This is a genomic window from Exiguobacterium sp. TNDT2 (assembly GCF_003331145.1).
Taxonomy (GTDB): domain Bacteria; phylum Bacillota; class Bacilli; order Exiguobacteriales; family Exiguobacteriaceae; genus Exiguobacterium.
Genome location: NZ_QLVE01000007.1, coordinates 29,990 through 49,092, shown reverse-complemented (window position 1 = coordinate 49,092; position 19,103 = coordinate 29,990). Strand labels below are relative to the sequence as shown.

The window sequence follows — 19,103 nt, the reverse complement described above, 5'->3', positions numbered from 1 at the left end:
TTGTCATGATTGCGATTCAAGCGCTGAAGCGGCGATTGGTGAACAACCGGTTGGATGTCCAGTTAGAAGAGGGATACGTGAACGAGTTGATGTTCTCCTTCAACGGTCCAGCTACTGCGACGGAACTAGAGCGGTTGCCGAAAGAAACACCCGCAGCGGTCCGGGCGTGGTTAGGCGAACATAACGGTGCCAAACTGTTCGAAGACCCGGAGTATGGTGGGGCAATCGAATTGTTCTCGATTGAGGAGATACTTGAATACCGGCAACATTGGGATTGTCCGGCTCCCTTTCTGCCGGTCGGGGCGGGACGTGACGGAGAATGGATTGTTTGCGAATACATAAGTGAGACGGACAATCGGATGTGGATTGGAGAGTTTTTGAGCTTTGATGAAGAGGACGCTAGGTTGAACCGCTTGCCGTTCACCTTTTCACTATGGTTGGATTACGTGATCGTGGCACAAGGGGCCGCGTTCTGGGACTGGTTTCGAGGAGGCTAAAAAAAGAACGGCCGCCCAAATGGGTGGCCGTTCTGTCGTTCAACGCGCCATGCGCGCGTCATAACGTACTTTCGGTTGTGTCCCGGCAAGCAGGAAGCCGAGCACGATATTGAGAATCGTGAGCACCCAGCCGACGTAACCGAACGTATAGGCGAGGCTCGCGAGCATCGTCTGCCAGTCGAGTAAGGACGCGGCGTCACCGCGCACGGTGAAGCGGATCGCAGTGAATCCGATGAGCGTCGCCGCCGTGATCAAGATGCCGATCCACGCGCCGCCGAACCGCGACGTCTCCGGACGTCGGCTGACCGGATACCAAAAAGCGAGCGTCCCGAGGAACGTGCTTCCCGCGTATGCGAGCAAGATTTGCCACAGCGCATCGGCGTCCAAGAAGACGGTATAACAGATGAACGTCGTGAGCGTCGTCATGAAAGTAAAGATTAAAGCTGCGAGTAATCGTGATCGCATAGTTCGTTTCCTCCTCATTTTGCACATTCTTTAGAGTATACGAAAACGAAAATGCTGTAAACGTTATTGTCGATTCTGTAATATTTGTCGCCATTGTTTAATCGCGTTGTTGCCGTAGAATAAGACGCCGCCGCGATAAAATTTCGAGCCGACCCATAAAATCACACCGATCGTGGCAATCATGATGCCGATCGATAACGCGACTTCCCACACCGGCACGTCGACGAGCATGACGCGAAGGAACATGAGCATGGGCGTGAAGAACGGTACGTACGAGAGAATCGTGACGATCGGTGCTTCCGGGTTGTTCAAGCCGAACATGGCGGCGAGGAACCCGGCGACGAGGAGCATGATGACCGGCATCGTCATCTGTTGCGACTCCTCGACCCGGCTGACGAGCGAGCCGAGCACGGCGAACATGGCCGCATAGAGCAGATATCCGAGCGTGAAGAACGTCAACAAGTAGACGACGGCCCGGACGTTGCCGGCGTTGTCGATGACCGACTGGGCCATCTCGTTGCTGCGGGCACTGAAATACCCGAAGCCAAGGAAAATCGCGATTTGGAGCAGAGCGAGCGTCCCGATGGCCGAGATTTTGGCGAGCATATGCGTCACAGGGTGCGTCGTCGAGATGATGAGTTCCATGACACGCGACGATTTCTCGGTCGTGACCTCGGTCGAGATCATCGAGCCATACGTGATAATCGAGACGTAGAGCAACATGAGCATGACGTAGACGAATGCGAACGACGAGAACAGCTCGTCCGAGTTTTCCCCGCCGCGGCCGAGATACGATTCCTCGACCGTTACGGGCTCATTCAACGCCGCGAGGACGGCCGGGTCGATGTTCGACGTCTCGATCAGTTCGGCGTTCCGGATTTCGCGGAGCGCCGTCTGGAGCACCGTCGTGAAATCTGGTTCCGGCCGTTCCGATAAGACGCGGGCCGAATTCCCTTCCACGAAGGCGACGATCTCATAATCCCCGCTGTCGAGCCCAGCGCGTGCCTCGGACTCGGAGATGGATGCCGATTCGATGTCTTCATAGCCGAGCGATTGCATGAGCGTCGTCAGTTCATTGTTGTCAGTGACGAGGATGGCTTGCGCCTGGTCCGTATCCTCGAAGTTGGCGAGCAGACGGTCGATGTTCGTGAAACCGAAGATGAACAAAATCGTCAACATCGTCGAGATGAGAAACGCCTTCGAGCGCAGTTTCGAGCGTAACGTGAATGAGTAGAGCGGTCCGAAATTATGAAACATGTTGGCCGACCTCCTTGATGAAGATGTCGTTTAATGAGACGGGTTGACGCATGAACGTCTTGACGGCGGCGCCGTTCGTCACGAGGGCCCCGAGCACCGCATCGCTGTCAGTGAACGAGTCGAGTCGGACGAAATGGCCGTCCTTATGCGGCTCGACCGCCCGGACGACCGGGAGGGCTTGAAGCACGTCAGGCCGGTCCGTCTCGATAAAGAGCACCGGTTCAGCGTAACGCGCCTTGATCGTCGGGACGTCGCCGCTGACGACCGCGCGGCCGCCTTTCAAGATGCCGATATGCTGGCACAATTCCTCGACGTGCTCCATCCGGTGGCTCGAGAAGACGATCGTCGTCCCGGTGTCACGGAGGGCGAGCACTTCACGCTTCAAGATCTCGACGTTGACCGGGTCGAGTCCGCTGAACGGCTCATCGAGGATGAGCAGCTCCGGGTTGTGGAGCAGGGCGGCCACGAGTTGAATCTTCTGTTGGTTCCCTTTGGACAGTTGCTCGACGCGCATCGTCTCATACTGCGGGATCTCGAGCCGTTCGAGCCACGACTTGACGGCCCGTTTCGCCTCGGCCTGGCGCATGCCTTTTAAACTCGCCAAGAAGACGAGCTGGTCCCGCACGGGCGACTTCGGATAGAGACCCCGTTCTTCCGGCAGATAACCGACGATGCGATGGTCGACATGTTTTCCGTCCCACGTAATCGTCCCGTCACTCGGTTTCAAGATGTCGAGAATCATACGGAACGTCGTCGTCTTGCCGGCCCCGTTCGCCCCGAGCAGGCCGAACATCTCGCCTTTCGGGACGTGGAAGCTCAAGTCGTCGACGGCTGTAAAGTCACCGAACTGTTTTGAGACACGATCGATTTGTAACGTCATATATGTACCTCCTTATAGGTGTCTACTCTTAGCGTACGCCATATTGAGCGAAAAGTTTCACATTTTTTCAAAAATGATTTATCTTGAAATCAAGATAATAAAAGGAGGGCATGACATGACGAAGCAATCAGCGGGCATCCATCACATTTCGGCGATGGTGAAAGACCCACAGCGTACTTTAGATTTTTATGGGAATGTCCTCGGGCTCCGGTTCGTCAAACAGACGGTCAACTTCGATGACCCCGGCACGTACCATTTCTATTTCGGGGACGAGCAAGGGTCACCAGGGACGGTCATCACGTTCTTCCCGATTCCAGGGATCGGCAAAGGCAGCGTCGGCAGCGGACAAGTCGGGGTCACGGCCTATCTCGTCCCGGAAGGCAGTCTCTTGTTTTGGGAGAAACGATTGAACGACCACGGCGTCGGCACGGTCGCGACCGAACGGTTCGGCGAGCCGTCGCTCTTGTTTGAAGACCCGGACGGACTCGTCGTCGAGCTCGTCGCCCGAACGAGTTCGAAACAGACGAGTTGGGTCGTGCCGGGCGTGACATCAGCTGAAGCAATCACCGGTTTTGCCGGAGCGACGTTGTTGTCGAAAGACCCTGAGGCGACGGTCCGCTTGCTGACGGGACTGTTTGGCTTTGAGACGGTAGGGGAAGATTCAGAATGGATTCGCCTACGAGCCTCGGCCGACTACGGCAACGTCATCGACGTGAAAAAGACCATCCTGTCGAACGGAGTGCCCGGTTCAGGGACGGTCCATCATATCGCATGGCGTGTCAATGACGGGGAGGACTACGCGGCGTGGCAAGACGCCATCTTCGAGCTCGGGCTCCGTCCGACCGAAGTGAAGGAGCGCCATTACTTCCGCTCGGTCTACTTCCATGATGGCGGCCGAATTCTCCATGAACTCGCGACCGACGCCCCTGGGTTTTTGATCGATGAAAGCTTGGAAGGCCTAGGCTCGACACTTAAGCTCCCGGCCTGGTTCGAACAAGACCGTGAGGCGATCACCCGCACGTTACCGACGATTATAATCCCGAGAGGAGACATGACATGATTCATCAATTCATCAAAGGCACGACCGAGACGACACTCGTTTTATTGCACGGGACGGGAGGGACGGAGCAGGACTTGATCCCGCTCGCACGAAGACTCGCTCCCGAGGCGAATATTTTGACGCTCCGGGGGGACGTGCTCGAGAACGGCATGTCCCGCTTCTTCCGCCGTCACGCGGAAGGCGTCCTCGACCTCGAGGACTTGAAGCTACAGACGGAACGGTTCTTGACGTTCTTGGACGATGCGGCGGCGGAGTATGGCATCGACCGCGACAAGATGATTCCGCTCGGCTATTCGAACGGGGCCAACTTGATCGGCTCGGCGCTTTACCGGAAGCGTGCGTTCCACGCATCACTTTTGTTCCACCCGATGGTGCCCGACCGCTCACTCACGTTGCCGGACCTTGCTAGTGCGAACGTGTTCATCTCGGCTGGGGAGCGTGACCCGATTTGCCCGAAAACAGAAACAGAAGAGCTCACGTCGACGCTTCGTGGTGCCGGAGCGGACGTTGAACTCTTCTATCACGAAGGCGGACACGAGTTGCGTATGGAAGAAGTCGAGGCGGCGCAAGTTTGGCTGAACCCGTTCCTCGGTTAGGCCATCTTCTTCGGTTTTGAGGGTCTCGAGTAGACGACGAGCACCCCGCGATCAATCAAATAGGCGGCGAACAGACGCTTCGCCTCTTCAGAACGGACGGTTCGGTCGATTTGGATGTACAATCGGCCGAGCTTTTTTTGTGACGTGCGGGTCAATAACCAGATGGAGTCGAGCGTATACTGCCAACCGCGGAGCGTGTCCGCCCCGATGTACATGTACCGGTTCGATGTGCGTTCGAGCAAGTAGTTGAGCCACCAGACGTCACGGGCGAGTTTCATGGCGACGCCGATGAAGAACGAGATGAACACGAATGAAAGGACAGATAGAATCGGATGGATGGCGGTGAATCGTTCCCGGATCGGTTCGAAGGCGACGATGAGCAGTCCGACGGAAAAGGCGCCGGTGAACCACCAAAATCCGAAGTTAGAGAATGAACGTTTCGGGTCATGTACCATATGGTGACGGTTACGAATGACTGAAGCCATTCTCCACACCTCCTTTTATTAGAATATTCAGATTATTTAGTAACACCACTATACTATACTCTACCCACTCTCGTCCATTTGAATACGCACGAAACGTGCTGTCAGATGAAGATTTGTTGACGTTTCGGCTTGCGAATCGTAAATCCAGGGAATGATGACAGTGACGTCATTATTTTTTGTAGAAACGTAATTTCATCAGACGAAAAAATCGGCTATGATGAGTGAAGCAAAATTTGAAGTGAGGGATGATATGAAAAAGATGAAAGTAGGCGAGTTGCGGGCCGAGCTCAAGCAATTCGACCAAAACGAGTTGATTGAACTGATCGTCGGGTTGTATAAACAGCATGCGGACGTGAAGACGACGTTGAACCGTTATTTCATGGAAGGATTCGAACAGGAAGAAGTGGAGCGCTTGATTGAATCCATCAAGAAGCTTGATTCTCCCAACGCAAGGAACATGTTTCGATTTGATCAATTACGCGAGGGGGCGAAACTCGTCAAACGAGCGGACGCGTTCGCAGACCCTGTCTTGCGAAATTACGTCCGTGTCTTCTACCTGTACTATTTTGTTGAATACGTGGAAAAACAAGCCGATGCCATCCATTCAGTCGCACCAGGCGAATTGAATGCGTTCTTTACGGAGTTTGAACGACTGATCAAGACGATTCAAACCGAACCAGAACTTGTCGTCTTCGGCTTGACAGAAGAAGTCGATTTCTTGATGGAGCATGTTCCGGCCGAAGATAAGGCTGGCTTGCTCAAATGGTGGGAACAGAAAAAACGGTCACTCAATCAGCTGTGATCGATGAGAAGAAATATGTAAGATATGAGGAAGAATTATGCGAAATCATTGGTACGACAATATTAAAGGCGTGCTCGTTCTGCTCGTCGTGTTCGGTCACTTGTTGACCGACGTGCGCGGCGCTTATGACGACATCTTGCCGAAGTGGGTCTATTTATTCTTATACACGTTCCATATGCCGTTATTTATCATGTTGAGCGGTTACTTCTTCCGGGAGAACCGCTATTTGCGCGTCATCCAGCTGTTCGTCGTCTACGTCATCTGGCAAGTCATCCTCGGCTCCTGGTTCTCCTTCACGGAAGGGATTCCGGTCTTGTCGATTGAAAATCCGGGACTGAACGTGCTCAAGCCATATTGGGCGCTCTGGTATTTGATGGCGATCATCATCTGGTACGTCATCACCCCGTATGTGACCCAGTTGAAAGGGTACGTGCTATACGCGCTCCTCTTCGCGCTCTTATTCGGCTTTCAAGCGGAGTCGACCGGCTTTTTCGCCCTTCGGAAAGTCATCATGTTCTATCCGTTCTTCTTGATCGGGAACTGGATGAGCGAGCGGAACACGATGAACTTCTTCGAACTGCCGAAGCGGGCCGAGCAGCGTAACCGGTACCGGATCGGCGGCTTTGCCGTCTTCACGACGCTCACGCTCGGGCTGCTCGCCTCGATGAGCTTTCAGAGCGAAGGGACGTTCTATCACATCGGTAACTTGTTCAAGTTCCGCTTCGCCTACGAGACGGCGGTGCCAGAGGCAATCTGGAGCGGGCCGTTCGCTTTCCTGATCGTCTATACGATATCGGCGCTCATGGCGGTCAGCTTCGCACTCATCATCCCCGGTCGCGAACTGCCGGTGTTCACCCGGGCCGGGAAGTATAGTCTCTATATTTATTTGGTGCACGTCTTTCTCGTCGTCGCCTGGAAGGCGTTCGTGCCGGCCGGCTTCATGCCGACATCATGGCTCCAAATGCTCGTTTTGTTCGGCGTCGCATTCTTGATCGTGCTGGTCATCATCAGCCCGCCGGTCGTCAAGCTGTTGAAACCGCTCGTCGAGATTGACGTTCGCCGCGTCCAAGATGTGAAGGACGCAAAACCGTAAACTCTTTTCTAAACGGCCGTTTTCCGCTACACTTTATACAGGGTAGCGAAACTAGAGTTAAGGAAGTGACACCATGCCATACGAAAATGGAAAGTATAGTTCAGAAGGAGACGTCAACGTCTCCCGTCACGTTGTCGAAATGATTGCCGCAGTCGCGGTCAAAGAGACGAAGTACGTGTCGTTCACGCAAGAAGACACGAAGTTGTCGGAGCGTGCGCTCATGAAGCACGCCAAGGTCGACGAGTCGCCAGAGGGCGTCATCATCAACCTGTCGCTCTACGTCGCCTACGGCCAGTCCATCATCAAGACGGTGACGGCCGTACAAGAACGCATCACGCAAGACATGGACACGATGCTCGCGATGACACCGCTCGCGGTCAACGTGAAAGTCGTCGGTATTCAGTTGTAAGCAGTGGGAGAAGGATTTACTTCTCCTGCTTTTTTATTTTTTTGCGAAAGCGGTTGCATGAAGATGGCTTTTTCATTTATAATAGAAATCGAACAAGTGCAACCGTTTGCATCAATGACCAATCGTGCAACGGGTACTTGTCAAGTTCCCTTGATGTAGTCTGACGACACAAGCATTAGAAGGAAAGGCGGAAAGCATGTATGTCTACGATTGAAGCAGTCATTTTTGATTTGGACGGTGTCATCACTGATACCGCGGAGTACCATTACCTCGCTTGGAAACAGCTTGGAGAAGAGCTCGCTATCCCATTCGACCGTGAGTTCAATGAGACGCTGAAAGGCGTGAGCCGGACGGATTCGCTCGAGCGCATTCTCGTACTCGGTGGGAGACAAGACGACTTCACACCAGATGAGAAGGCGGAACTCGCACAGAAGAAGAACGAGCATTACGTTGAACTGATTCAACACATCTCTCCGAAAGATTTGTTGCCAGGCATCGTTTCATTCCTCGATGAAATCAAAGAGGCTGGTCTCAAGATCGGAATGGCATCGGCTTCTAAAAACGCATTTGCGGTTGTAGACGCACTTGGTGTCCGTCATTACTTCGACCACATTGTCGATGCAGCAACTGTCGCCGAATCAAAGCCACATCCCGAAGTGTTTTTGAAGGCCGCCTCTGCCCTTGGCGTGAAACCCGAACATGCCATCGGCGTTGAAGACGCGGCCGCAGGCGTGACTGCAATCAAAGCGGCAAACATGTTTGCTGTCGCCGTCGGGGAAGAATCGATGCTTGGTCATGCAGACCTCATCGTCTCTTCGACCGATGAACTCTCGCTCGCACGCATCCTCGAACGCGTCGGCGCGTAAAGACTACGATCATCTTCCGTGAGACGACGACTGCCCCGAACAGTCGTCGTCTTTTTGTAGTTCAAAAGTCCTGAATAGGAAGAGATGCCCAAAAATAGATGACAAACACATTACAAATCCGTTACACTTTTAGAAGATAGCAAGTAATAATTAGAAAATCTTGATTCAAAATAGGTAATCGAGAATTTCAATTGGGTGTAGAAGGAGATTTGTGTATGGAATCTGCGAATGTCAATGAACACATTTATCGGGAGCTCATGGAAATCGAAGAATCGTATCGGCAGTTACAACGCCGTGCCGAGTATTTGATTTCTGAACTGAACCGAAGCAAACATGAAGAGGAATCGTTGCTCGATTCCGCGAAACGGCTTCGTCCACGACGCGTCAATCAACGTTATCCACTCGAGGTCTACGTCCATCAGGTAACAGACCTATTGAAGGAACGGAGAACGATGAGCGTGCGGGACATCCAGATGGAGCTCGAATTGCGCTACCGTCATAACATTAGCAACATTTACCAGTTGATGGTGAAAATCGAGTCGGTCAATCCGGACATCAAAAAGATTGGCCGCGGCTTGTATACATACGAGGCTGCAGATGAAGTGACGACGCATCCGGCCCACGCCTGACCATGCCCCGACGAGACGACCTCGTCGGGATTTTTTGTTGTAATATTTCTGATACGTCTCGCCTCAAAGGAAATATGCTATAATTCGCCAGAGTCTATTTTTATGAGAGAGGAACGTTGGCCCATGCTATGGATTGCCATGTTGGTCAGTTTTGTGATGGCCATCTTGATCACGCCGCTCGTTCGCCGGTTTGCTTTTCTGATCGGAGCGGTCGATCACCCGAACGCCCGAAAAGTACATTTACGGACGATGCCACGGATTGGCGGCCTCGCCATCTTCATCGCCTTTTTTATCGGCTACGCCCTGCTATTGCCGACGAGTCGATATAACGACGCCATCTTGATCGGGGCCGTCGTCATCATTTTGACCGGATTCATCGATGACCGGTTCCAGTTGACGGCCCGCGTCAAGCTGATGGGGCAGATGATTGCGACCGTCGTCGTCTTGAACTCCGGTATGCGCATCGAATTGATTAACCTCCCGTTCGACCAACAGCTCTATCTCGGTTCATGGAGTATCCCGGTGACGGTGCTCTGGTTGATTGGAATCACGAATGCGATCAATCTGATTGACGGTCTCGACGGTCTCGCCGCCGGCGTCTCAAGCATCGCCCTCGGGACGATCTCCCTGCTCGCCATCATCCAGGGAAACGTCTATTTGACGATGATGGCTTTGTTGCTTCTCGCGAGCACGCTCGGGTTTCTCGTCCATAACTTCTATCCGGCGAAAATCTTCATGGGCGACACCGGGGCGCTCTTCCTCGGCTATATGCTCGCCGTGTTCTCGCTCATCGGGTTCAAGAACGTGACGTTGTTCTCGCTCGTCGTGCCGGTGCTCTTGCTCGGTCTGCCGATCTCGGACACGATTTTTGCGATCGTCCGTCGGCTCGTTCAAGGAAGGCCGCCGATGTCGCCCGATAAGTCGCACATGCATCACCAGTTGATCGACATGGGCTTCACGACGCGGCAAGCCGTGTTGCTCATGTATGGGATGACGTTCTTCTTCGGCATCGCCTCGATCCTGTTCGCGAAGACGACGATGCTCGGGGCGGTCATTACGTTCGTCATCGTGCTCATCGTCATCGAGCTGATCGTCGAGTCGACCGAGTTGATTCATCCGAATTATAAGCCGATCATCCAGACGTCACGGCGTCTGCTCGGCCGGCCCAAGACATGATCAGAACATATAAAAACGACCGGGGACGCGTGTCCTCGGTCGTTTTTTGGTCGTCAGTATGTCGTCGTCTCGCTGAACCCGTCGTCGGTGCCGGTCAAGCCGTCATCCGTCTCTGTCTCGGAGTCCTCCGCCGTCACCGGTAGCCCGAGCTCGGTCTTCAAGAGCGTACGTTTCTCGCTCAAGTCAGCCGGGTCGAGTTCATAATAGTATACACCGCCGAGCGTCAAATCGCCGCCTGCGAGCGTCTCTTGGTTGAACGAGCGGAGCGACTTCGTGTACGGCTGGAGCTGTGACGCCTCGGAGAGAGACATATTCGTTCGGATGTTATTGCCGACCGCATTCATGATCCGGTTGAGCTTTGTGAACGAGTTGATCGTCGTCGCCTCGTTGATGATGGCCTCGAGCACTTGCTGTTGACGTTTCGCCCGTCCGATATCGCCCTCAGGGTCGTCCTTGCGCATGCGGGCATAGGCGAGCGCTTCTTTCCCGTTCAACATCTGGACGCCGGGTTCGAGCTCGACGTTGCCGGTCGCCCGTCCGGAGATGGGGATGAGCACATCAACCTCGACGCCGCCGACCGCATCGACGAGGTCCTCGATGCCGTCAAAGTTGATCGTCGCATAGTAGTCGATCGGGATGTCGAACAGCTTCTCGACCGTCGCAATCGTCGTGTCGATGCCGCCATAGGCGTAAGCGTGATTGATTTTGTCTTTAAACTCCCCCTCGTTCGACACGATATCGACGTATGCGTCACGCGGGATGCTGACGAGCGTCACTTGACGCGATTCCTTGTTGAACGTCGCCACCATGAGCGAGTCGGTCCGTCCTTCTTCGAGCGATTCGCCGCCATCGACACCAGCGAGTAGGACGGAGAAATGATCTTTCGTCAAGTCGACGGTGTCTTCCCGACGATCCGACTTGTCGCCGCGTTTCAGCTCGCTGTTCGTGTTCTCCGCCGTCTCGTTCGCCTTGAAGACGAAGTAGCCGAAGGCCGACCCGCCAATCAGTAAGACGAGGCCGAGCACGAGCAGGACGATTTTCCAAACACGACGTTTTTTTCTGGAGTCTTGTTCCATGTCGTCTCCTCATTTCATTCATTTCTTTTAGTATACGTGACCTACCGCACAAAATCACGTTCGATGATGTGCTCGCCCCGGGCCTCAAGTTCCCCTTGTCCGTTCGTCAAATCGACGAGCCAGGCTATCGCAGTCTCAGTCGCTTCGACCGGTACCGAGACGTGGAACGTGACGCGGTCGGCATAGACGATGTCATCGAGAAGATACGACGATTGACGGAGCTCGTTCTCGACCTTGCCGATCCAGCCGTAATCGACCGTGAGCGTCAACCGTTGCATCACGATGCGCTCGACGATGCCGATGGCGTCGAGTCCTTCGCTCACCGTGCCGCCATAAGCGCGGATCAGTCCGCCGCCGCCGAGCTTGATGCCACCGAAGTAGCGGGTGACGACGACGACCGTGTCTTTCAACGCACGTTTTCGGAGCACCTCGAGCATCGGAAGGCCGGCCGTGCCGCTCGGTTCCCCGTCGTCATTCGCTTTTTGGAACTCACTGCGCTCGCCGATGATATAGGCCGAACAGTTATGATTGGCGTTCCAATGCGCCTTCTTGATCGCTTGAATGAACGTCTGCGCCTCTTCCTCGGAGGTGACCCGTTTGAAGTGGGCGATAAATTTTGACTTTTGGATGATGACCTCGTATTCTCCGTCTTGTTTTATAGTATAATTTTGTACAGCAGACATTTCTGAAAATTCTCCTTTCTATTTTTCACTATTTTTTTTAGAATTCAAGTAGGCGTCAACACTTGGTGCGACGAATGGGAAGGAGAGCCTCCATGTTTTACTGTAAGCGAACGTTCCACAGACGATAATAGGAATAGATGGGGACTTACTACCGAATTATTAGGGGATGGCATCGTGAATCATATTACCGATCGTACAGCTTTAGAACATATCATAACAAATATGATTGAGACGGTGACGGAAAGTAAAGAGGAAATCGTCCGGATTACCGAGAGTTCGGCCAACGAATATTCAGTGATTCAAAACGAGTTGAAAGAGTTGACGCAAAAGATCGAGTTTTATATCGAGGAGTCGGAGCGGCTCGACGTGCTCGTGAAAGCGGCGAAGAACAAGCTCGTCCAAGTGAGCAAAAAGTTTCATATACATAGTGAGCAAGAAATTCGGGAGGCATACGAACGTGCCAACCAGATGCAACTCGAGCGGTTCCTCATCCAAAAAGAGGAGATGGCCGGCCAACAGCGGCGCAACGACCTTGAACGCCGTCTGCTCGTCCTCGAGGACACGATGGAGCGGGCGGACAGGCTCGTCAGCCGTGTCACCGTCGTGTTGAACTTCCTGCGCGACGATTTGCAGCAAGAGTATTCCGACATGATGAAGAAGCAAGAAATGGCCATCAGCGTCTTCGAGGCGGCCGAACGTGAGCGGCGCCACCTTGCCCGTGAGATGCACGACGGACCGGCGCAATCGCTTGCTCATATTTTGATTCGAGCTGATTTGATTGAGAAGACGTTCGACAAGCGTGGGAAAGACGAGGCGTTCGCCGAACTACACGAGTTGAAGCGGCTGATTCGCGGTGCGCTCGTCGACGTCCGACGGCTCATTTACGACCTCCGTCCGATGTCGCTTGACGACCTCGGCTTCTTGCCGACGCTCGAACGGTATCTGCATCAGACCGAGGAGTACACGGCCATCAAGACCCGGCTTAACTACCGGGGGTCACGCGTTAGACTGCCTGAGAAATTAGAGATTAACGTGTTCCGGCTCGTTCAAGAGGCCGTCCAAAATGCGATCAAACATTCGAAGACGGCAGAAATCGTCGTCAATGTCGAACAAGCGCATGATGCGATTCATATTTATGTGAGAGACCATGGCGTCGGATTCGTGCCAGCCTCGATTGGCGAAGGCTCGTTCGGGATCGTCGGGATGAGGGAGCGGATCGAGCTCGTGAACGGGAGCATGACCATTGATTCGGAAGTCGGTAAAGGGACGGTCGTCCGAATGTCGATTCCGATCACGTAACAGAAGAACAAGGGGGAGTATCTAGATGGAACAATTACATACACGCATCGCGATCGTGGATGACCATGAGCTGTTTCGAGAAGGCTTGAAACGGATTTTCGATTTAGAGGATGAATTCACGGTCGTCGCCGAAGGGCGGACCGGCACCGAGGCGATTCAGATCGCCGCGGACCATAAGCCGGAAATCTTGATTCTTGACATCAACATGCCTGAATTGAACGGGATCGAGGCGACGAAGCAGTTGTCGGTGCTGTCACCAGACACACGCGTCCTCATCCTGTCGATTCACGACGACGAGTCGTACATCACGCACGCGCTCGAGGCCGGCGCATCGGGCTTCTTATTGAAAGAAGTCGCATCGACCGAACTCATCTCGGCGGTACGTTCGATGGCAAAAGACGGGGCGTACTTACACCCGAAAGTGACGACGAACGTTCTGAAAGAATATCGGCGTCTGCTTCAATTCAAAGGCGAGCAGGCGGTCCGTAACGTCGAGAACCGGACCGACGATCCCGTCTACCAATTGTTGTCGCGCCGAGAGGTCGAAGTGTTGCATCTGCTCGCCGAGGGCCGCTCGAACCGCGACATCAGCGATATGCTGTTCATCAGCGAGAAGACGGTCAAGAACCACGTCTCGTCTGTCCTTCGCAAAATGGATGTGAACGACCGCACGCAAGCCGTCGTCGATGCCATCCGCCGCGGATGGGTCGAGATTTGACCTCGACCGATGCAATACATCGTTTTTATGCTACAATATGGGATGGAATCCACATTCAACTGAAAAATGAAACGATGTAAAGTGAGGATATAGCATGGGAAACATAGCCATTTTGACCGACAGTACCGCCTATTTGCCGGCCGAATTTTGTGAGCGTCACGACGTCCACGTCGCCCCGCTCAGCGTGATCTTTGACGGGGAGTCGTTCCGCGAAGCCGTCGACATCACGACCGAGGCATTTTATGACCGGATCGAGGCAGGGAACTTGCCGACGACATCCCAGCCGAGCATCGGGGAGACGATCGAACTGATTGAACGCCTGCCGGACGAGGTGACCGACGTCATCGCCATCACGCTCTCGAGCGGGATCAGCGGCACGTACCAGTCGATGATCGCCTTGAACGACATGGTCGACGTCAACGTCCATGCGTTCGACTCGGAAATCTCATGTATGCCCCAAGCCTTTCTCGTCGAAGAGGCGATCCATATGCGTGACGCGGGCGCGTCGGCGCAGGAGATCATCGCTCACCTTGAAAAGATGCGCGAGTCGATTCAGGCCTACTTCGTCGTCGATGACCTCGACCATCTCCAACGGGGCGGGCGGCTCAGCGCGGCGCAGGCGCTCGTCGGCTCATTTCTTCAAATCAAACCGGTGCTCCATTTCCAAGACCGGTTGATCGTCCCGTTCGAGAAAATCCGGACGTACAAGAAAGCGGTCCGTCGCATCGAAGAGATGATGGAACAGTCAATCGACGGCGATGGGGCAGGGTACTGCATCGGCATCATCCACGCCAATTGCCCGGATCGCCAGGCCGAGGAGATCGCATCGATGAAACAAAAGTTCCCACAGGCCCATGTCACGGGTGCTTATTTTGGACCGGTCATCGGGACACACCTTGGACCTGGTGCGATCGGCATCACGTGGTATCGCCGCGAATGGTAAAGGAAAGACGGCCGTCGGGTCGTCTTTTTCGATAGAGAGGAGTGAGCCTGTGACCAAATATCGTCAAATCTATGAGCGTCTCGCCGAGCGGATGAAGACCGGTGAATATGCGGCGGAATCGAAACTGCCGTCTGAGACCGAGCTCATGCACGAGTATGGGGCGAGCCGGGGGACGGTCCGGAAAGCGCTCGACCTGCTTCAAGAGCACGGGTACGTCCGGAAGCATCACGGGAAAGGCGTCTTCGTGCTCCGGCGCGACCAAATCGAGTTCCAGTTCAACGGGATCGTCAGCTTCTCGGAAGTGTATGCGTCCTTGCTCGGCCGCTCGATTCAAACATCGGTCGTCTCGTTTGAGGACATCGAGGCGCCGCACTGGCTCGTCGACCGGATGGACCTCGAGCCAGGGACGCGGATGTATCGAATCGAACGTGTCCGAAACTTCGACGGGGAGAACGTCATTTTAGACGTGAATTATTTCGTCAAAGACCTCGTCCCGGGGCTGACGCAAGAGATTGCCGCCCGCTCGATTTACGCCTATATCGAGCATGAGCTCGGGCTCCAAATCAGTTACGCCAAACGGAAAATTGCGGCGGAGGACGTGACCGAGCTCGACCGTTCGCGGCTTGACCTGTACGATTACGAGTACGTCATCGTCATCACGAACGACACGTTCCTTTATGAGGGCAGACAGTTCGAATATACCGAATCCCGCCACCGGCTCGACAAGTTTCAATTCAGTGACGTGGCGCGTCGGTAGGACTCCTTTTTCGAAAGGGGTCTTTTTTTCGTTTTGAATCAAGGCAAGAGGGAACAAAAATAGTGAACGCCTGGCACGAATTTGTCACACGCAACTTATATAGATAAGTTATTGACAGGACTCGTCTATATAAGTTACACTTTGTTTGTACTCATAAGTAACCGCTTTCAACAAGCGTTTTCAAACAAAGGAGGTAACATGTATGAAGGCAGATTATCGCCAAATCGCCGCGGATATCCTTGAAGCCATCGGCGGCAAGGATAACGTCGATAAAGCGGCACACTGTGTCACGCGGCTCCGTCTTTCGTTGAAAGACCAGTCGCTCGTCAATGAAGCGAAAGTAAAAGAAGCGGACCTCGTCAAAGGCGCATTCGAAAACTCGGGTGTGTATCAAGTCGTCATCGGGGCCGGTGACGTCGAACGCGTCTACGCCGAGTTCATCAAACTCGCGGGACTTGAATCAGCAACCGTCGCCGAGGTCAAATCGGCCGGCGGCAAGAAGATGAACCCGCTCCAAAAACTCGTCAAAGTGTTCTCGGACGTGTTCATGCCGATCATCCCGGCCATCATCGTCGCCGGTCTCTTGATGGGGATCAACAACTTACTCGCCTCAGAAGGGCTGTTCGTCGACGACGCCACGCTCATCGAGGCGTACCCGAACCTGCAAGGCTTATGGGACCTCATCAACATGATGGCGAACACGGCGTTCGTCTTCCTGCCGGCACTCGTCGGTTGGTCGGCGACGAAGCGGTTCGGCGGCAGCGAAGTGCTCGGGATCGTCATGGGTCTCTTGCTCGTCCACCCGGATCTCTTGAACGCATGGGGTTACGGGCAAGCAGCGCTTGAAGGTGACGTCCCGACGTTCAACATCCTCGGCTTGTTCGAGATCGAAAAAGTCGGCTACCAAGGTCAGATTCTTCCGATTTTGGCCGCGGCCTTCATCTTGAGCCATATTGAAATGTTCTTGAAAAAACACGTCCCGAACGCGATTCAACTGCTCGTCGTGCCAATCATGACGATCGTCATCACCGGTTTCCTCGCTCTCTCGATCGTCGGACCGCTCACACGTGGCCTCGGTAACTTGATTGCGACGGGAATCGTCAACGTGTTCGAAGCAGTGCCGGTCGTCGGGGCACTCCTGTTCGGCTTACTTTACGCACCGCTCGTCGTCACAGGGATGCACCACTTGTTCCTCGCGATCGACTTACAGCTCATCGCTGAGACGAACGGGACGTTCCTCTGGCCGATGCTTGCCTTGTCAAATATCGCACAAGGTGCAGCCGCACTCGCGATGTTCCTCGTGTTCAAACATGACGCGAAACAAAAGAGCATGGCGTCGACGTCATCCATCTCGGCTTTCTTCGGAATTACCGAGCCGGCTATGTTCGGGGTGAACTTGCCGAACAAGTTCCCGTTCTACTCGGCCATGATCGGTTCGGCCGTCGCGGCGGTGTTCATCACGTTGAACGACGTTCAAGCGTTCGCTGTCGGAGTCGGGGGCCTTCCTGGATTCCTGTCGATTTTCACCGATAAGATCTTCATCTTCATCATCGGCATGGTCATCGCCCTCATCATTCCATTCGTGTTGACGCTCGCAATGTCGCGACGTTACATGAAAAAAGGCGAGATTGAGAAAAACAAAGTCGCATAATACGGGAAAGAACAAGGGGAGGGACGGAGGTTCTTCCCCTTTTCCTATACAAATGAAAACTCTTACAAAAGGAGACTACACACATGACACCATCAAACTGGCGCCAATCCGTCGTCTATCAAATCTATCCGAAAAGCTTCTATAGCCCGGAAGGCAACGCCACCGGCTCGATTAAAGGGGTGACCGCGAAGCTCGACTACTTGGCCGAGCTCGGCATCGAATACATTTGGATGACCCCGGTGTACAAGTCACCACAACACGATAACGGCTATGACGTCAGCGATTACTACGCGATCGACCCGTCGTACGGGACGATGGACGACCTCGATGAGCTCGTCCGCGAGGCCGAGGAGCGTGGCATCGGGCTCATGATGGACATTGTCGTCAACCACTCGTCGACCGAGCATGAATGGTTCCAGAAGTCGCTCGCCGGCGACGAGCGGTACCGCGACTACTACATCTGGCGCGACGAACCGACGAACTGGGAGTCGAAGTTTGGCGGTAACGCCTGGGAGTACGACGAGAAGAGCGGACAATATTATCTCCACTTGTTCGACGTGACCCAGGCCGACTTGAATTGGGAGAACGAGCAGATGCGCGAGGACGTCTATGAGATGATGCGCTTCTGGCGCGACAAAGGCATCAAAGGGTTCCGTCTCGACGTCATCAACTTGATCTCGAAACGGCAGGACTTCCCGGAAGACGACTCGGACGGCCGCAAGTTCTACACGGACGGGCCGCGCATCCACGAATACTTGAAAGAGATGAACCGCGAGGTGTTCGACGGGCACGACGTCATCACGGTCGGTGAGATGTCGTCGACGACGCTCGACCACTGTGTCCGCTACTCGAGCCCGGACGAGCACGAGCTCAGCATGACGTTCAGCTTCCATCACTTGAAAGTCGACTATCCGAACGGCGAGAAGTTCGTCGCCGCCCCGTTCGATTTTCTGCAACTGAAAGACATCATGTCGACGTGGCAGGAAGGGATGCACGGCAAGGGGTGGAACGCCATCTTCTGGTGCAACCACGACCAGCCCCGCGTCGTCAGCCGCTTCGGGAACGACACCGATCACCGCGTCGAGAGTGCGAAGATGCTCGCGACCGTGCTCCACGGTCTCCAAGGGACGCCATACATCTATCAGGGCGAGGAAATCGGCATGACGAACCCGGGCTTCGACTCGCTCGACGAGTACCGCGATATCGAGACGCTCAACATCTACAAATTGAAGCGTGAACAAGGCGTGTCGCACGAGGACATGATGGCCGCCATCAAACAGAAGTCGCGCGATAACTCACGGACGCCGATGCAGTGGGATGCGTCGAAACACGCCGGATTCACGAGCGGAACGCCATGGATCAACGTGGCGCCGAACTATCGTGACGTGAACGTCGAGGCGGCACTCGACGACCCGAACTCGGTGTTCTACCACTACAAGAACTTGATCTCGCTCCGGAAAGAACTCGACGTGTTGACGGACGGGGACTACACGCTCCTCACGCCGGACGCGCTCGACGTCTGGGCGTACACGCGGAAGACGGAACACGAGGAGGTGCTCGTCGTCGCGAACTTCTACGGACCGGAGACGACGTATGAGATCCCGGCAGGTTTCTCGCACGCCGATGTTGTCAGCCACAACTATGACGTGCCGCAACTCGACGGGACGACGTTGTCGCTCCGGGCGTATGAGGCGATCATGTTCTACAAGCGTAAATGATGGGCAGGATGAAGCGGACGGGACGGTCTTTGAAGACTGTTTC

General features: G+C 54.3%; 21 protein-coding genes. 15 read left to right on the top strand and 6 right to left on the bottom strand.

The genetic code is table 11. The features are described 5' to 3' along the window. Window positions 1–5: 5 nt before the first annotated feature. Window positions 6–497 carry an SMI1/KNR4 family protein gene (locus tag DPV68_RS06045; protein WP_114165895.1) on the top strand — a complete coding sequence of 164 codons (492 nt, stop codon included), beginning with the start codon at window positions 6–8 and terminating at the stop codon, window positions 495–497. A 39-nt stretch (window positions 498–536) separates the two neighbouring features. Here the strand turns inward: DPV68_RS06045 and DPV68_RS06040 are convergent, their stop codons facing one another. The 3 genes from DPV68_RS06040 to DPV68_RS06030 form a co-directional block, all read right to left on the bottom strand. Beyond that, window positions 537–962: a hypothetical protein gene (locus DPV68_RS06040; RefSeq protein WP_114165894.1), complete on the bottom strand. Its 426-nt coding sequence runs from the start codon at window positions 960–962 to the stop codon at window positions 537–539. Window positions 963–1,025: 63 nt separating this feature from the next. Beyond that, window positions 1,026–2,219 (bottom strand): ABC transporter permease, encoded by a 1,194-nt coding sequence (locus DPV68_RS06035; RefSeq protein ID WP_114165893.1) that lies wholly within the window; start codon window positions 2,217–2,219, stop codon window positions 1,026–1,028. Next, on the bottom strand, window positions 2,209–3,099 hold the full coding sequence (locus tag DPV68_RS06030; protein WP_114165892.1) for an ABC transporter ATP-binding protein: 891 nt from the start codon (window positions 3,097–3,099) through the stop codon (window positions 2,209–2,211). The genes DPV68_RS06035 and DPV68_RS06030 overlap by 11 nt, the downstream gene beginning before the upstream one ends. 115 nt (window positions 3,100–3,214) lie before the next feature. Between DPV68_RS06030 and DPV68_RS06025 the strand changes: the two genes are divergently transcribed. Continuing rightward, window positions 3,215–4,159 (top strand): VOC family protein, encoded by a 945-nt coding sequence (locus DPV68_RS06025; protein WP_114165891.1) that lies wholly within the window; start codon window positions 3,215–3,217, stop codon window positions 4,157–4,159. Then, a complete protein-coding gene (locus DPV68_RS06020) occupies window positions 4,156–4,755 on the top strand; it encodes an alpha/beta hydrolase (RefSeq protein WP_114165890.1) in 600 nt (199 codons plus the stop codon). The genes DPV68_RS06025 and DPV68_RS06020 overlap by 4 nt, the downstream gene beginning before the upstream one ends. Here DPV68_RS06020 and DPV68_RS06015 read toward each other — a convergent pair. Beyond that, window positions 4,752–5,240, bottom strand: coding sequence for a hypothetical protein (locus DPV68_RS06015; protein WP_114165889.1), 489 nt, complete (start codon window positions 5,238–5,240; stop codon window positions 4,752–4,754). The genes DPV68_RS06020 and DPV68_RS06015 overlap by 4 nt on opposite strands. Before the next feature lie 250 nt (window positions 5,241–5,490). On the opposite strand from DPV68_RS06015, the gene DPV68_RS06010 reads away from it, so the two are divergent. From DPV68_RS06010 to DPV68_RS05985, 6 genes are all read left to right on the top strand, one after another. Further along, window positions 5,491–6,042, top strand: a complete 552-nt coding sequence (locus DPV68_RS06010) for a hypothetical protein (RefSeq protein ID WP_198662256.1) — start codon at window positions 5,491–5,493, stop codon at window positions 6,040–6,042. A gap of 37 nt (window positions 6,043–6,079) precedes the next feature. Continuing rightward, a complete protein-coding gene (locus DPV68_RS06005) occupies window positions 6,080–7,135 on the top strand; it encodes an acyltransferase family protein (protein WP_114165887.1) in 1,056 nt (351 codons plus the stop codon). 73 nt (window positions 7,136–7,208) lie between these two features. Next, window positions 7,209–7,544: an Asp23/Gls24 family envelope stress response protein gene (locus DPV68_RS06000; RefSeq protein ID WP_114165886.1), complete on the top strand. Its 336-nt coding sequence runs from the start codon at window positions 7,209–7,211 to the stop codon at window positions 7,542–7,544. Between the two features lie 200 nt (window positions 7,545–7,744). Continuing rightward, on the top strand, window positions 7,745–8,410 hold the full coding sequence (gene pgmB / locus DPV68_RS05995) for a beta-phosphoglucomutase (RefSeq protein ID WP_114165885.1): 666 nt from the start codon (window positions 7,745–7,747) through the stop codon (window positions 8,408–8,410). A 215-nt stretch (window positions 8,411–8,625) separates the two neighbouring features. After that, window positions 8,626–9,039, top strand: a complete 414-nt coding sequence (locus tag DPV68_RS05990; protein WP_114165884.1) for a Rok-like winged helix domain-containing protein — start codon at window positions 8,626–8,628, stop codon at window positions 9,037–9,039. Window positions 9,040–9,162: 123 nt separating this feature from the next. Next, window positions 9,163–10,215: a glycosyltransferase family 4 protein gene (locus DPV68_RS05985; RefSeq protein WP_114165883.1), complete on the top strand. Its 1,053-nt coding sequence runs from the start codon at window positions 9,163–9,165 to the stop codon at window positions 10,213–10,215. A 53-nt stretch (window positions 10,216–10,268) separates the two neighbouring features. Here the strand turns inward: DPV68_RS05985 and DPV68_RS05980 are convergent, their stop codons facing one another. Continuing rightward, entirely contained in the window at window positions 10,269–11,291 is a 1,023-nt protein-coding gene (locus tag DPV68_RS05980; protein WP_114165882.1) for an LCP family protein, read from the bottom strand. Window positions 11,292–11,332: 41 nt separating this feature from the next. Then, window positions 11,333–11,974 carry a YigZ family protein gene (locus tag DPV68_RS05975; protein WP_114165881.1) on the bottom strand — a complete coding sequence of 214 codons (642 nt, stop codon included), beginning with the start codon at window positions 11,972–11,974 and terminating at the stop codon, window positions 11,333–11,335. Window positions 11,975–12,148: 174 nt separating this feature from the next. On the opposite strand from DPV68_RS05975, the gene DPV68_RS05970 reads away from it, so the two are divergent. The 6 genes from DPV68_RS05970 (at window position 12,149) to treC (ending at window position 19,060) form a co-directional block, all read left to right on the top strand. Further along, the gene (locus DPV68_RS05970; RefSeq protein ID WP_198662255.1) at window positions 12,149–13,273 is read left to right on the top strand and encodes a sensor histidine kinase; all 1,125 of its coding nucleotides are present in this window, start codon (window positions 12,149–12,151) and stop codon (window positions 13,271–13,273) included. 25 nt (window positions 13,274–13,298) lie between these two features. Continuing rightward, window positions 13,299–13,991, top strand: a complete 693-nt coding sequence (locus tag DPV68_RS05965; protein WP_114165879.1) for a response regulator transcription factor — start codon at window positions 13,299–13,301, stop codon at window positions 13,989–13,991. 94 nt (window positions 13,992–14,085) lie between these two features. Next, window positions 14,086–14,934 carry a DegV family protein gene (locus DPV68_RS05960; RefSeq protein ID WP_114165878.1) on the top strand — a complete coding sequence of 283 codons (849 nt, stop codon included), beginning with the start codon at window positions 14,086–14,088 and terminating at the stop codon, window positions 14,932–14,934. A gap of 91 nt (window positions 14,935–15,025) precedes the next feature. Then, a complete protein-coding gene (gene treR / locus DPV68_RS05955; protein WP_232819523.1) occupies window positions 15,026–15,691 on the top strand; it encodes a trehalose operon repressor in 666 nt (221 codons plus the stop codon). Between the two features lie 202 nt (window positions 15,692–15,893). Then, on the top strand, window positions 15,894–17,342 hold the full coding sequence (gene treP, locus DPV68_RS05950) for a PTS system trehalose-specific EIIBC component (protein WP_114165876.1): 1,449 nt from the start codon (window positions 15,894–15,896) through the stop codon (window positions 17,340–17,342). An 83-nt stretch (window positions 17,343–17,425) separates the two neighbouring features. Continuing rightward, a complete protein-coding gene (treC, locus tag DPV68_RS05945) occupies window positions 17,426–19,060 on the top strand; it encodes an alpha,alpha-phosphotrehalase (RefSeq protein ID WP_114165875.1) in 1,635 nt (544 codons plus the stop codon). Window positions 19,061–19,103 lie beyond the last annotated feature (43 nt).

Excerpts from the sequence above, each read along its gene's own strand:
- DPV68_RS06045 (WP_114165895.1), top strand. The coding sequence starts at position 6 with ATGATTGCGATTCAAGCGCTGAAGCGGCGATTGGTGAACAACCGGTTG.
- DPV68_RS06040 (WP_114165894.1), bottom strand. The coding sequence starts at position 962 with ATGCGATCACGATTACTCGCAGCTTTAATCTTTACTTTCATGACGACG.
- DPV68_RS06035 (WP_114165893.1), bottom strand. The coding sequence starts at position 2,219 with ATGTTTCATAATTTCGGACCGCTCTACTCATTCACGTTACGCTCGAAA.
- DPV68_RS06030 (WP_114165892.1), bottom strand. The coding sequence starts at position 3,099 with ATGACGTTACAAATCGATCGTGTCTCAAAACAGTTCGGTGACTTTACA.
- DPV68_RS06025 (WP_114165891.1), top strand. The coding sequence starts at position 3,215 with ATGACGAAGCAATCAGCGGGCATCCATCACATTTCGGCGATGGTGAAA.
- DPV68_RS06020 (WP_114165890.1), top strand. The coding sequence starts at position 4,156 with ATGATTCATCAATTCATCAAAGGCACGACCGAGACGACACTCGTTTTA.
- DPV68_RS06015 (WP_114165889.1), bottom strand. The coding sequence starts at position 5,240 with ATGGCTTCAGTCATTCGTAACCGTCACCATATGGTACATGACCCGAAA.
- DPV68_RS06010 (WP_198662256.1), top strand. The coding sequence starts at position 5,491 with ATGAAAAAGATGAAAGTAGGCGAGTTGCGGGCCGAGCTCAAGCAATTC.
- DPV68_RS06005 (WP_114165887.1), top strand. The coding sequence starts at position 6,080 with ATGCGAAATCATTGGTACGACAATATTAAAGGCGTGCTCGTTCTGCTC.
- DPV68_RS06000 (WP_114165886.1), top strand. The coding sequence starts at position 7,209 with ATGCCATACGAAAATGGAAAGTATAGTTCAGAAGGAGACGTCAACGTC.
- pgmB (WP_114165885.1), top strand. The coding sequence starts at position 7,745 with ATGTCTACGATTGAAGCAGTCATTTTTGATTTGGACGGTGTCATCACT.
- DPV68_RS05990 (WP_114165884.1), top strand. The coding sequence starts at position 8,626 with ATGGAATCTGCGAATGTCAATGAACACATTTATCGGGAGCTCATGGAA.
- DPV68_RS05985 (WP_114165883.1), top strand. The coding sequence starts at position 9,163 with ATGCTATGGATTGCCATGTTGGTCAGTTTTGTGATGGCCATCTTGATC.
- DPV68_RS05980 (WP_114165882.1), bottom strand. The coding sequence starts at position 11,291 with ATGGAACAAGACTCCAGAAAAAAACGTCGTGTTTGGAAAATCGTCCTG.
- DPV68_RS05975 (WP_114165881.1), bottom strand. The coding sequence starts at position 11,974 with ATGTCTGCTGTACAAAATTATACTATAAAACAAGACGGAGAATACGAG.
- DPV68_RS05965 (WP_114165879.1), top strand. The coding sequence starts at position 13,299 with ATGGAACAATTACATACACGCATCGCGATCGTGGATGACCATGAGCTG.
- DPV68_RS05960 (WP_114165878.1), top strand. The coding sequence starts at position 14,086 with ATGGGAAACATAGCCATTTTGACCGACAGTACCGCCTATTTGCCGGCC.
- treR (WP_232819523.1), top strand. The coding sequence starts at position 15,026 with ATGAAGACCGGTGAATATGCGGCGGAATCGAAACTGCCGTCTGAGACC.
- treP (WP_114165876.1), top strand. The coding sequence starts at position 15,894 with ATGAAGGCAGATTATCGCCAAATCGCCGCGGATATCCTTGAAGCCATC.
- treC (WP_114165875.1), top strand. The coding sequence starts at position 17,426 with ATGACACCATCAAACTGGCGCCAATCCGTCGTCTATCAAATCTATCCG.